We start from the raw sequence: 11,320 nt of genomic DNA, 5'->3' as shown, positions 1-11,320 counted from the left end.
GGCAACGCCGCCGCAAGACTTGCCGGCCTAAACTCCATTTATGCCTTTGGCTCTTCTGCAGGCATTCCCTTTTTTATAGCCTGTGATTCCTCCCCGCCGGTAAAGCCTGAAAGCTTCGCCATTTTAAAATTTGAAAATAATCCCAATGACGGATTTAACTATAGTATATACGACAACATACGCTTATCTGCACTATGTGCGCAGTTGCTACAGCGCGCATTCGCGCTCATTTGCTTGCTGGATCTGTTACTTGTGGCTGTGGTGCGCATGAGTCTATATCGTTAAGCTAATATAGGTGATTGCTAGAGATTATCCAACGGGCTGACAATTTTATCCAGCGCATGGGTGGTGATGTGGGTGTAGATCTCGGTGGTCTTGCTGCTCCGATGTCCCAGCAGCACCTGGATATACCTTAAATCTGTTCCCTGCTCCAGCAGGTGAGTGGCAAAAGAATGGCGCAGGGTATGTGGCGTGGCGGGTGCTTTCACGCCCGCCTTCTCCTTGCTGGCTCTGAACACGCTGCGGATGCTCTCCACCGTGTACTGCCCGCCCGTCTGCCCCTCAAAGAGCCACACCTTGGGCCTGTACTGTTTGTAATAGGCCCGAAGACTTTCAAGCAGCTTTTGGGAGAGCAGCGTGGTGCGGTCTTTCTTGCCTTTGCCCCCACGGATCAGCAGCAGGTTACGTTCTGACTGCACGTCCGTCAGCTTCAGGTTGATCACCTCACCGATGCGCAGGCCTCCCGCGTATAGCAACTGAAGCATGCAGCGGTGCTTGAGGTTCTCGGTCACGGACAGGATTTTGAGCACGTCCTGTTTGCTCAGGACCTGGGGCAGGCGCTCGGGCTTCTCGGGCCGCTCCACCTGGCCCAGCTGCACCTCGTGCCGCAGCAGCACGCGCTGGTAGTAGAACTTCACCGCGTTGATCGACTGGTTCACAAACGACACGGAATAGGTGCCGGCCTGCACCATCTGGCGGTGGTAGTGGTTAATGGCCTCTTCTGAAAAGGCGTGTATGCCCTCCAGCCCGCTGGCCTTGTGCGCGTTCAGAAAGCGCAGGAGCAGGCTGTGATAGGTGCGGATGGTACTGAGGCTGTAATTCAGCAGAAACAGCTTCTCCACGTAGGGAAGCGGGCAGGCAATATAGCCGTCGCCCTTTAGGTAGCATTGTTCCCAGAGCCGGGCCTGCAGGGCCATGTCCTTTACCTGCATGGTCTGCGCCAGCCACACCTGGGCTACCCCCTCCAGCTCCGTTAGAAGCCTGTGGAGACTATTGCTTTCGGTGCCGGTGACAAAGCACTGCATGTCTTGCAGCCACCTGGCCACTTTGCTTTGCTTCAGGCAGGTATAGATTTCCTGGTTGTACTGGTAGCTGAGTTGTACATACGGCCTGCCCTGGTGTTCCAGGGGCTGCAGGCGCACGACGGGACGTGCAGGCGCCTTTCCCAGTGGCTCTGCCAGCTGCCTGTCCTGTTGCAGTATAACGGCTCCTTCCGCCGGGCGCAGGCGCCTGGGCCGATATAAATACCGTGTATCAACTTTGGCCAGCCCCTGGAAGTGCTGGTGTGTCATTTCGATGGCCTGGCTGCTGCGGTGCATCACAAAGCACTTGTAGGTTTTGCTGTACTTGATCCAGCCAGCCTCCTTCAGTCGTTTGGAGAGGAAGGGGTTGGGCTTGTGCCAGATACGAATATAAGCCCTGCCTGCGTGCTCTAGCGGGTTCAGGTACAAAATAGGTTGTTGATCGGGATAAGCCATGGTAAATGAGATAGTTACTGAAGGCAAAAGTAAAACCTTTCTAAACCGTAGCCGTGTTATTACGCGAGTATACACGGATATACGCGAGTACAAACGCGGGTAAGTTATGAGCCAAGCCAGAACATGCACTCAGTGCGGAACAGCCATCGTGGGCAGAAGCGATAAGCGCTACTGCTCTGACTCCTGCCGCCACCTGGCCAACAACACAGTCAAACTACAGAACCAACACGAACGCAGGATTCTCCAAACTAACGCCGCGCTAAGAAAGAACCGCAGCATCCTCAAGCAGCTCAGTCCGCAGGGTAAGACCACCCTCCCTCGCCAGTACCTGGAGCTGGCAGGCTTTGATTTCCGATACCTGACACAGGTTTACCGCACCCAGAAGGGAAACACTTACCATCTCTGCTATGACTATGGATATATGCTCCTGCCTGAGGAGAAGGTGCTGATCGTGAACTGGCAGCCCTACATGGAGCAAAGCAAGGTTTAAGGCAATTTGTACTCAGGTATAGCCGCACAAAAAAGCCATACCCTTGGCAGGTATGGCTTTCTGGTTTTCCGGGTATCAGGTATAGCCCTTACGCTTCCGGCATCAGGCGCACCACCAGTCCGTCGAGGTCAGGGTTCACGCGCAGCTGGCACGAAAGGCGGCTGGTTGCTGTGGCATGCGGAAGCGTCTCGAGCATGTAAGCTTCGTCGTCGCCGGGCTCGGGCAACTCACCGCTCTGCAGCACCTCCACGTGGCAGGTGGCGCAGATGGCCATACCGCCGCAAATGGCCGGCACGTCCAGTTCGTTCGCCTTCATCACTTCCATCACCGAAAGACCCATGTCAGTAGGAGCCTCCAGTGTCACGCGGCTACCGTCGGGCAGCTCCACGTGTATGTTGATCAGCTCCTCCATTAGCTCAACTCCTGAATGCCGTTCACGGTCGTGTATTTGAGCACGAACTTCTTGTCGGGATAGATAATGTTATAGGCACTCTGCGCCATCAGGGCCGACTCGTGGAAACCGCACAGGATCAGCTTCAGCTTGCCCGGGTAGGTGTTGATGTCGCCGATGGCGTATACGCCCGGTATGTTGGTGGAGTAATCGAAAGTGTTTACTACAATAGCGCCCTTCTCCAACTCCAGCCCCCAGTTCTCGAGCGGTCCCAGCTTTGGCACCAGTCCGAAAAGCGGAATGAAGTAGTCGGTTTCGATCTTGTGCTCGTCCTTATTGTCGATCAGCACGGTTACAGCGTCTACTTTGCCGTTGCCCTGCACATCCGTCACGTTCGACTTTAGCAGCAATTTGATCTGGCCTTCCTCGGCCAGGGTCAGCACTTTCTCCGCCGACTCCGGCGCTCCCCTGAAGGTGGAGCCGCGGTGCACCAGCGTCAGTTCTTCGGCTACACCAGCCAGGTAGATAGCCCAGTCCAGGGCAGAGTCACCGCCGCCGGCCAGTACCACTTTCTTGCTACGGAACAGCTCCGGGTCGCGCACCATGTAGGTCACGCCTTTGCCCTCAAAGCTCTCCAGACTTTCGATAGCCGGTTTGCGTGGCTCAAATGAGCCCAGTCCGCCGGCTATGGCGACTACCTTGCAGGCAATTTCGGTGCCTTCGGAAGTGCGCACAATGAACGTGCCGTCTTCCTGCTTGTCCAGTTCCTCCACACGCTCACCCAGGGTGAAGGTCGGGTGGAAGGGCTCGATCTGCTTCATCAGGTTATCTACCAGTTCACCAGCCAGTATCGACGGAAAACCAGGTATGTCGTAGATCGGTTTTTTAGGGTATATCTCGGCCAGCTGGCCACCTACCACTGGCAGGGCGTCCACCACATGGCAGCGCATTTTGAGCAAGCCGGCTTCAAACACAGCAAACAGGCCCACTGGTCCTGCCCCCACAATGCATATATCAGTTGTTATTCTGTCCATTTAAAATTGTTTTTTGATCAATCAATTTTCTACCGTAAAGATACGGCCATGTGTTAAGCATCCATAGTAATTTCTGCTATAAAATGGGGGTGGTCAACAGCACATGCTGCTAACCACCCCCATTTCACATGTTTTATGGTCTGATTACAATTTGTCGATCATATCGCCCAGGTCGCTCACGCCTAAGGTAAACATGAACAGCACGATAGCCAGCACCACTTTGAGCACCACCGGAATGGAGAGGCCCAGATATCGCTTCAGGTATACATTGACTGGCGGAAGATAAACAAGCGAAATGAGCAGGTAGGCAATGCCCGGCACAGGGTGTACCAGCACCAGGTTCAGTACACCCACTATTGCGATTACCAGGCCGACAAGCCAGCCGAGTAGGGGATAAGTCAAGGTATGCGCTTTCATGAGACTGTTGCTTAGCTTCCCGCAAACGGACTTCCGAAGATACCAACAGCCAGCTCAGCCCAGATGAGGAAGAAAGCCAGCAGAATGATCCCGATGATGACGAGCCGTGATTCAGTGCTTTTCACTTTTCGGATGACAAACTCAGCCGCAAGTCCGGTGCTGAGCAGCAGGATGCCCATGATCACAAAGTCACGCAGATCCCAGTCTACTTCGCTGGTGAACTGCATCGCGATAAGTGGGATAAATAAGAGCAGTGCCACGCCGAGCACAATGCCGATCAATCTTTTGTTTTGCGTTACCATATCTGTTTTTGTTTATGATGAAAATGATTTGTTTTAAGTAATGACTGGTTAAAAGTCCTTCAGCATCAGGTCGATCTTTTCGGGCAGTTCGGCCACACCCAGCGCAGACCACAGAATGAAGAGGCCCAGGATGATCTTGGCTGCCAACGGCACAGAGAAGCCTGTCGTCTCTTGCAGAATAGCGGTCATGGGAGGGAAGTAAACGAGTGACAGGATGATGATAAAAAGGCCATATCCGGCATCATTCTCCCAAAACGTATTGATGAATCCGATAGCCAGAAAGAGGAAGCCAAACAGCCAGCTGACTACACTCCCGATTTGAAATGTTTTTTCCATGATGTGTTTTTGATTTTATAGTGAAGAGAATATTTCTGCTGCTTACTCAAACCCGAACATAATCGGGAAAAGGAATACGACCACAATCGTCCAGGCAAAGTAAACCGGGATGTAGAGCACAATGGAACGCCCCACCTCTGTGATGGCTGCCTTTCGGGTGGCTGCTTTGAAAAGCATGACCGTGACGATGAGCAGGTGCACCAGCATGAGCACATTGCCGCCCAGCACAGCCACTCTGTTAGGTGTGATACCCCACTCCGAGATGCGGAACGAAATAGCCGATAAGGCAATGCCATTCACGACCACCGTCACAACCGAGAGCATGAGCAGCACCCACACCGCTGATGGAGCGCTTTTCCGGTTCGTGCTTTCGGCAACGGAAAAGAAGATCAGCGCCATTACCCCGATCAGGAGCACGTTGAAGAGTAGTAGAAATTCCCGGTCGTTGTAAGGGTCTTTACCGGAGTAGATGATGGCTCCGAGGTAGATCACTAGCATCACCAGCACCAGCGGACTGAAGATCCGGGCAATGACCGGCGACACCTTGTTGACAAGCTGGGGGTTGTTCTGCGTCAGGTATGAGGCCACGATCGGGACAGCCGGCAACCCGAAGGCGACGATGTACTCAAAGTAAAACTCCTCGATCCGGAGCCCGATCAGTGCAAACAAGCCGATTGTTATACCTGTCATCATACCGCCCGCTATGACCAGCAGCGCCGACATGACCGCCAGGTCGCCGTTGAAGCGTAGGAAGCTGAGTCGCTTGTCAGCCAGGTGAAGTTCGTTGCCAGCATAGGACACCCCTAACAGTACCCACAGCAGCAAAGGCAGGTGAATGCAGGCGAGCGCAAGGGTGTCACTCTGGTTGTCGGGCAAGGCATTAATGTATACCAGGCAAACGGCCGTGATCCCGGCGATAATGCCTGCACTGTATTCAGGCATTTTGTTTCTCCAGGCAAAGTAGGCCATCAGAGGCGGCAGCACAAAGAAGCTGAGGTTGCGCGGGTAGTAGAATGCCTCGCTGATCGGGAAGATAGCGGGCAGCTTGACCAGTATACCTGCCACCAAAGCGGCGATCACCACAAACAGAAACTCCCGGTTGAAGCGCCAGAAAACATCCTCTGCTTCATAGTGCAGTCTTGCGTGCCAGAAGTCAGCCAGCGCAGTGCCGCTGAGCTGCGGGTATATGCTGCTGAACTCCTGTTTGAAGCCTGTCTTGTTGGAGCGGTAAAGTTTCTCCAACTGTCCGGGGTTGTCAAGGTGCGATAGTATTTGCTCTTTCATGGGTCTATACCTTCAGGTAAGTTTTTTTGATCATGTAAGTGTGTTAGTGCCTGCCGCTTAGTGCCACAGCGTACCTACCAGACCCAGTACAAAGCCTAGCCACAGACCTACTACAAAAATCAGCACACTGAGCACGATGGCGATGGCTTTGTGCACCCCGAACCGATGGTGATACTGCAGCAAGAAATAGTTGATCAAGCCTCCGAGTGCACCAGCCATAGGAACGATCAGCAGTGGCCGGAGCATCCATAACTTGCCCCATGCCGGGTCAGGCGAATTGACACCCGCCAGAAAAAGTGTGATCAAGGCTAATCCGATCGCGGCGCCTGTCAGTGCCCGCTTACCTGCTGCAGCAGGCTGCCAAGGCTGGTTTTGATAATCATGTTGCTGTACCATTTTAATCTGAGTTAAGGTTATGAATCTATTTTGTGTGTCATTAAAGTACTTTGAGTTTCAAAGTAAAGCGACAAAAAAAATTAGTCGCTCTGCCTGTTGTTCAAAATAAGTTGCTCCAGCGCATCCAGGTGACTTTTGAAAGCCTCACGGCCCGCGTCCGTCGCATGGTAGGTGGTATTGGGTTTGCGGCCCACAAACTGTTTTTCCACACGCAGGTATTGGGCTTCTTCCAGCGCCCGCAGGTGACTGGCCAGGTTGCCATCGGTCAGTTGCAGGGTTTCTTTCAGGGTGTTGAAGTCCACCTTGTCGTCCACCATCAGCACTGACATAATGCCCAGCCGCGCCCTGCTTTCGAAGGCCTTGTTTATATTTTCAAGATACTCTTTCACAGGTCTGCTAGCGTTCGTATTTAAAGTACACCAGCGCGCCATATACAATGTGCAGTATACCGAATCCCAGCGTCCAGAGCATCAGGCCATAGCTTACAAACACACAGGCAACCAGGCCAATGATGATCTCGATGATGCCCAGGTAACGAATATCACCCAAGGTATACTTGCTGCCATTGAGCAGGGCCAGGCCATAAAAAACCAGCATGGCAGGCGCTACCAGGTATAGAATGCCGTGGTAAAGCAGCACGGCGCAAAACACACCGCCGGCAGCCAAAGGTATAGCCAGGTTCACCAGCAGTCGTTTCGACTGGTTGTCCCAGGTGCGCTGGTTCTTCTTGCGGGCATTGCGTGCCGTAAAGTAAGTGGCGGTACCGAAGGCAAGTATCAGCACAGCCACAGCCACAGCCAGCAAAAACAGGATGTTGTCGCGGCTGAAGTTGCCTGCCAGGTCACTCACGTAATTGATGTTGTGCTGTGTCAGATACCACTTGACCACCGCCGCCCCGGCCAGCGCCGACAAGCCTGCAAATACGCCGGACAAACCGCTCAGGGAGATAAAGCGGGAAGAGCGATCCATGATGTTGCGGATCTCGTGCAGGGCTTCTAACTGGTCTTGCTGCTGATTCATTGTAAAGTACTTTGAGTTTCAAAGTTAATAGTGCTTTACGGAAAGTCAAGCGTTGAGGATAAATAATTTTGAAAAAATATAAGGCAGTGAAATTCCAGTACAACGTTACTTCGTTTCAGGCTATTTTTCCATCTCCTTTAACTTAGCAGGCTTCCTGATCTTTTCAGACTCCCACAGGGCCACAAAAGGCGCTTCATCTGCTGCCTGGTAGCCACGCTTCATAAAGCCGGTATTAAAGCCAAAGGCTACTTTTCCGGTGTTGTCCATTGACAAAATACCCCGGTCGCCCTGCAGTTTATCGGCATGCAGTTCAATAGCCTTGTCGGTGGCTGTCTGCAGGGAATTACCGGCATATTTCATCATGGCGTATACCTCGTGGGCGAGCACGCCACGCATGATCGCCTCGCCCTCGCCGGTGCAACTCACGGCGCATGCCTCGTTGTTGGCAAAGGTGCCTCCTCCGATAATGGGCGAATCCCCGACGCGTCCTTTCAACTGGTCTGTCAGCCCGCCGGTGGATGTAGCGGCCGCCAGGTTGCCATTCATGTCCAGAGCTACGGCGCCCACTGTGTCGGACATGGAACCAGGTTGCCTTTTCTTGGCTGCTTTTTCCTGCTGCTTGTCAAGCCAGGCATCTTTTTTCTCGGGCGTCACAAAATACTCCGGACCCTTTAGGGGAAGGTTGTTGGCAAGGGCAAATTCCTCGGCACCAGTTCCTGCCAGCAGGCAATGGTCGCACTTTTGAAGGACCACTTTCGCCAGACTGATTGGGTGCTGCACATAGCGGACGGCACCTACAGCTCCCACCCGGAGGGTGCTGCCATCCATGATGGCAGCATCAAACTCAGTCTCGCCGCGCTGTGTCAGGCTGGCGCCGCGGCCCGCGTTGAACGCCGGGTTACGCTCCATGCTGTTGACGGCCGCCTCTACTGCATCCAGGGCGCTGCCACCTTTTTCCAGTACGTCATACCCTGCTTTCAGCGCATCCGCCAAACCTTCTCTGTATTCTTCTTCCTTCTTCTTGTCAATTTCGCTGGGCTTCACTGTTTCAGCCCCGCCGTGAATCGCAATTGCAAATTTTTTCATCGTTGTTTGTTTCCGTTTAATTGAGCCCCTGGTAGTACGGGACGATTTGTACCTGGTTATTACAAGGTATAGCCGCCGGAGGAGGTACCCCGCGTTAAAATGAGTCCTGCTCCAGGGAGGAAATGCGCCGGTGATCGATGATCCGGAAACTCTCCACCAGCTTGATCGACTCCGGTATATCCTCTGAGAACAGAGTAATAAAGGCACCCTCAGGGGCATATTCCATGGCATGGGCCAGTGCACGGGTTTCCTGGTTGATCTCTGTGAGCTTCATGTTGGGTTTAACGGCCATAATGCCCTGCTTGATCAGGCTGTTGATCTCCTGCCCGGATTTGCCGCGCAGGTCTTTGTCCTGCCGGATGATGATCTCGTCAAAGGTTTCGGCAGCAATGCGCCCGATCTCGATGGTGTCTTCTTCCTGACGGTCGCCTATACCTGCCACAATGCCGATCTTGTAGGTGGCCTGCACATTGTCGATGAAGTCGGCGATGGCTTCCATGCTGGCAATGTTGTGGGCATAGTCGATGAGTACTTCGTAGCGCGGGAGTTTGAACAGGTTCATGCGGCCCGGTGTGGTTTCTGCGGAAGGAATAAAAGTGCGTAGGGCCGTTCTGATCTCGGCAATCTCAAAGTGGTTGATATACCCGGTCAGGGTAGCCGCCAGCACATTGTGGATGTTAAAGCGGGCACGGCCCCCGAAGGTCAGCGGAATGTCAGCCACCCGGTCCACCCGGATCTTGTAAGTATTCTTGAAGATAGAGATGTACCCGTTTTCAAGCACGGCCGCCAGTCCGCCTTTGCTGATGTGCTGCAGGATGCGCGGGTTGTTTTCGTCCAGGCTAAAGAAAGCTACTTTGCAGGAGAGGCCCGTCGCCATTTCAAAAACCAGGTCATCGTCTGCATTGAGCACGGCATAGCCATTCTGGCATACCGTGCGAGGGATCACGGCTTTTACTTCGGCCATTTCCTCTACGGTATTGATATCACCCAGCCCCAGGTGGTCCGCCGACACGTTGGTGACGATGCCGATGTCGCACTGCCGGAAGGCCAGGCCGGAGCGGAGCATACCGCCCCGGGCACACTCCAGTACGGCGTAGTTCACGGTGGGGTCTTTGAGCACAAACTCACTGCTGTAGGACCCGGTGGTATCGCCTTTGATGATCTTGTTGTCCTGTATGTAAATGCCGTCGGTGGTGGTATAGCCGACCTGGTAGCCTTTGAACTTGAGCATGTGCGCCACGAGGCGGGTAGTGGTGGTTTTGCCGTTGGTGCCTGTGATGGCCACAATAGGTATCCGCGTCGGGGTGCTGTGCGGAAAAAGCATGTTGATGATCGGTTCTGCCACGTTGCGGGGCAGGCCATCAGTAGGGGAGATGTGCATGCGCAGACCGGGAGCGGCGTTCACTTCGATTACGGCGCCCTTTGTTTCAGGCAGCGGGATGGCAATGTCGGTCGTCATCACATCGATGCCACACACGTCCAGCCCGATGATACCGGCAATGCGCTCTGCCATGAGCACATTATAAGGGTGCACCAGGTCCGTTACATCGGTGGCTGTGCCGCCGGTGCTGAGGTTGGCTGTGCTTTTCAGGTATAGCACTTCGCCCTCCGGCAATACAGATTGCAATGTCAGCCCTTTCTCTTTGAGCAGGCTGCGCGTATGCTTGTCTATTTTGATGTGCGTGAGCGCCTTTTCATGGCCTATACCGCGTCGCGGATCCTTGTTGACCTCTTTCACCAGTTGCTGGATGGTCGAGATGCCGTTGCCGGTGACCATGGCCGGTGTACGTTTGGCGGCGGCTATAAACTTGCCGTTGATCACCAGCAGGCGGTAGTCGTCACCCGTGATGAACTGCTCTACCATTACCTTCTTGGAGTAGCGCTGTGCCTCGGTCAGGGCACGCTGCGCTTCCTTCCAGGTATGGATGTTGATGGTAGCGCCCTTTCCCTGGTTGCCGTCCAGCGGTTTCACGACCACGGGGTAGCCCAGTTCCTGCACCGCCTCTTCCAGTTCATCGGCATCATGCACGATATGGCCCCGGGGCACCGGTATACCTGCATCTTCCAGGATGAGCTTGGTGGCGTTTTTGTTACCGGCATTTTCCACCCCGAAGCAGGAGGTGCGGGAGGTCATGGCAGCCTGTATGTGCTTCTGGTGTATGCCATACCCGAGTTGTATAAGCCCGCTGCGCTGGTTGTTGATATAAGGTATACCGCGGCTTACCGCCTCCGATACAATAGCTTCCGTGCTTGGGCCAAAGTACTCGTCTTCCCGTATCTGGTGCAGCCGGGCGATGTCCTGCACAATGCTGGGCTTTTTGCCTTTGGCCATCAGTTCGGTAATGCGCACCGCGGCATGTGCCGCATATTCCCCGGCACGCTCCTGCTGGTAAGAGAAGACGACATAGTCCACCCCGGGGCCGGGGCCGGCGTAGCGGCGGCCATAGCCACTGTTCATGCCGGCCAGGGTCTGCAGCTCGAGGGCAATATGCTGCACCACCTTGCTGAACGTAGTGCCTTCGCGCACGAGCCTGAAAAAACCACCGGGTGTACCCTTGGACGAGCGATGCTCATACATGCCCGGGAATAGCTTTTCCAGCCGCTCCGGAAACTGCGGGACCTCATTTGTAAGCACATCCTGGAGACCTTCCAGGTCAAGTTTCAGGACAATTATTTTGGGATGCTTGATAGACCAGTAGTTAGGTCCACGCATGATCCTCAGTTCAAGTATTTTCATTTGCTTTCACACATCAGGTTTGAGCCTGTGTCAACAGGTAGCGGGCCGCAAGGGCAATGCCTAAGATTAG

14 protein-coding genes are annotated in these 11,320 nt (G+C 54.0%); 2 read left to right on the top strand and 12 right to left on the bottom strand.

What is annotated here, in order from left to right; genetic code table 11:
* The coding region (locus BW972_RS20095) for a hypothetical protein (RefSeq protein ID WP_234986449.1) at window positions 1-285 on the top strand (285 nt) is incomplete at its 5' end.
* Between the two features lie 17 nt (window positions 286-302).
* Here the strand turns inward: BW972_RS20095 and BW972_RS18570 are convergent.
* A complete protein-coding gene (locus BW972_RS18570; RefSeq protein WP_234986448.1) occupies window positions 303-1,757 on the bottom strand; it encodes a tyrosine-type recombinase/integrase in 1,455 nt (484 codons plus the stop codon).
* 106 nt (window positions 1,758-1,863) lie between these two features.
* Between BW972_RS18570 and BW972_RS18565 the strand changes: the two genes are divergently transcribed.
* Window positions 1,864-2,247 carry a hypothetical protein gene (locus BW972_RS18565; RefSeq protein WP_076423219.1) on the top strand — a complete coding sequence of 128 codons (384 nt, stop codon included), beginning with the start codon at window positions 1,864-1,866 and terminating at the stop codon, window positions 2,245-2,247.
* 88 nt (window positions 2,248-2,335) lie between these two features.
* On the opposite strand, the gene BW972_RS18560 is transcribed toward BW972_RS18565, so the two are convergent.
* The 11 genes from BW972_RS18560 to cphA all read right to left on the bottom strand — a co-directional run bounded on the left by BW972_RS18560 (window position 2,336) and on the right by cphA (window position 11,250).
* Window positions 2,336-2,659, bottom strand: a complete 324-nt coding sequence (locus BW972_RS18560; protein WP_007660406.1) for a 2Fe-2S iron-sulfur cluster-binding protein — start codon at window positions 2,657-2,659, stop codon at window positions 2,336-2,338.
* A complete protein-coding gene (locus BW972_RS18555; RefSeq protein WP_007660401.1) occupies window positions 2,659-3,672 on the bottom strand; it encodes an NAD(P)/FAD-dependent oxidoreductase in 1,014 nt (337 codons plus the stop codon). Before BW972_RS18555 ends, BW972_RS18560 begins: the two co-directional genes overlap by 1 nt.
* Before the next feature lie 144 nt (window positions 3,673-3,816).
* Window positions 3,817-4,089: a hypothetical protein gene (locus BW972_RS18550; protein WP_007660400.1), complete on the bottom strand. Its 273-nt coding sequence runs from the start codon at window positions 4,087-4,089 to the stop codon at window positions 3,817-3,819.
* 11 nt (window positions 4,090-4,100) lie between these two features.
* Window positions 4,101-4,391 (bottom strand): hypothetical protein, encoded by a 291-nt coding sequence (locus tag BW972_RS18545; protein WP_007660399.1) that lies wholly within the window; start codon window positions 4,389-4,391, stop codon window positions 4,101-4,103.
* A gap of 48 nt (window positions 4,392-4,439) precedes the next feature.
* Window positions 4,440-4,727 (bottom strand): hypothetical protein, encoded by a 288-nt coding sequence (locus BW972_RS18540; RefSeq protein ID WP_007660397.1) that lies wholly within the window; start codon window positions 4,725-4,727, stop codon window positions 4,440-4,442.
* A 42-nt stretch (window positions 4,728-4,769) separates the two neighbouring features.
* Window positions 4,770-6,011, bottom strand: a complete 1,242-nt coding sequence (locus BW972_RS18535) for a DUF4153 domain-containing protein (RefSeq protein WP_076423218.1) — start codon at window positions 6,009-6,011, stop codon at window positions 4,770-4,772.
* Between the two features lie 57 nt (window positions 6,012-6,068).
* Window positions 6,069-6,407: a hypothetical protein gene (locus BW972_RS18530; protein ID WP_007660396.1), complete on the bottom strand. Its 339-nt coding sequence runs from the start codon at window positions 6,405-6,407 to the stop codon at window positions 6,069-6,071.
* 80 nt (window positions 6,408-6,487) lie between these two features.
* Complete coding sequence (locus BW972_RS18525) at window positions 6,488-6,796, bottom strand: winged helix-turn-helix domain-containing protein (RefSeq protein ID WP_007660395.1); 309 nt, start codon at window positions 6,794-6,796, stop codon at window positions 6,488-6,490.
* Between the two features lie 7 nt (window positions 6,797-6,803).
* Window positions 6,804-7,427, bottom strand: a complete 624-nt coding sequence (locus BW972_RS18520) for a hypothetical protein (protein WP_007660394.1) — start codon at window positions 7,425-7,427, stop codon at window positions 6,804-6,806.
* A 120-nt stretch (window positions 7,428-7,547) separates the two neighbouring features.
* Window positions 7,548-8,513, bottom strand: a complete 966-nt coding sequence (locus BW972_RS18515; protein WP_076423217.1) for an isoaspartyl peptidase/L-asparaginase family protein — start codon at window positions 8,511-8,513, stop codon at window positions 7,548-7,550.
* A gap of 94 nt (window positions 8,514-8,607) precedes the next feature.
* A complete protein-coding gene (gene cphA / locus BW972_RS18510; RefSeq protein WP_076423216.1) occupies window positions 8,608-11,250 on the bottom strand; it encodes a cyanophycin synthetase in 2,643 nt (880 codons plus the stop codon).
* Window positions 11,251-11,320: the final 70 nt, after the last annotated feature.

The organism is Pontibacter lucknowensis, from assembly GCF_900156415.1.
Taxonomy (GTDB): domain Bacteria; phylum Bacteroidota; class Bacteroidia; order Cytophagales; family Hymenobacteraceae; genus Pontibacter; species Pontibacter lucknowensis.
The sequence above is the reverse complement of the archived record's forward strand: the minus strand, read 5'-3'. Positions and strand labels throughout refer to the sequence as shown.

What these genes read in the sequence shown, in the direction of transcription:
- BW972_RS18570 (WP_234986448.1), bottom strand. Translation starts at nt 1,757, where the DNA reads ATGGCTTATCCCGATCAACAACCTATTTTGTACCTGAACCCGCTAGAG.
- BW972_RS18565 (WP_076423219.1), top strand. Translation starts at nt 1,864, where the DNA reads ATGAGCCAAGCCAGAACATGCACTCAGTGCGGAACAGCCATCGTGGGC.
- BW972_RS18560 (WP_007660406.1), bottom strand. Translation starts at nt 2,659, where the DNA reads ATGGAGGAGCTGATCAACATACACGTGGAGCTGCCCGACGGTAGCCGC.
- BW972_RS18555 (WP_007660401.1), bottom strand. Translation starts at nt 3,672, where the DNA reads ATGGACAGAATAACAACTGATATATGCATTGTGGGGGCAGGACCAGTG.
- BW972_RS18550 (WP_007660400.1), bottom strand. Translation starts at nt 4,089, where the DNA reads ATGAAAGCGCATACCTTGACTTATCCCCTACTCGGCTGGCTTGTCGGC.
- BW972_RS18545 (WP_007660399.1), bottom strand. Translation starts at nt 4,391, where the DNA reads ATGGTAACGCAAAACAAAAGATTGATCGGCATTGTGCTCGGCGTGGCA.
- BW972_RS18540 (WP_007660397.1), bottom strand. Translation starts at nt 4,727, where the DNA reads ATGGAAAAAACATTTCAAATCGGGAGTGTAGTCAGCTGGCTGTTTGGC.
- BW972_RS18535 (WP_076423218.1), bottom strand. Translation starts at nt 6,011, where the DNA reads ATGAAAGAGCAAATACTATCGCACCTTGACAACCCCGGACAGTTGGAG.
- BW972_RS18530 (WP_007660396.1), bottom strand. Translation starts at nt 6,407, where the DNA reads ATGGTACAGCAACATGATTATCAAAACCAGCCTTGGCAGCCTGCTGCA.
- BW972_RS18520 (WP_007660394.1), bottom strand. Translation starts at nt 7,427, where the DNA reads ATGAATCAGCAGCAAGACCAGTTAGAAGCCCTGCACGAGATCCGCAAC.
- BW972_RS18515 (WP_076423217.1), bottom strand. Translation starts at nt 8,513, where the DNA reads ATGAAAAAATTTGCAATTGCGATTCACGGCGGGGCTGAAACAGTGAAG.
- cphA (WP_076423216.1), bottom strand. Translation starts at nt 11,250, where the DNA reads ATGAAAATACTTGAACTGAGGATCATGCGTGGACCTAACTACTGGTCT.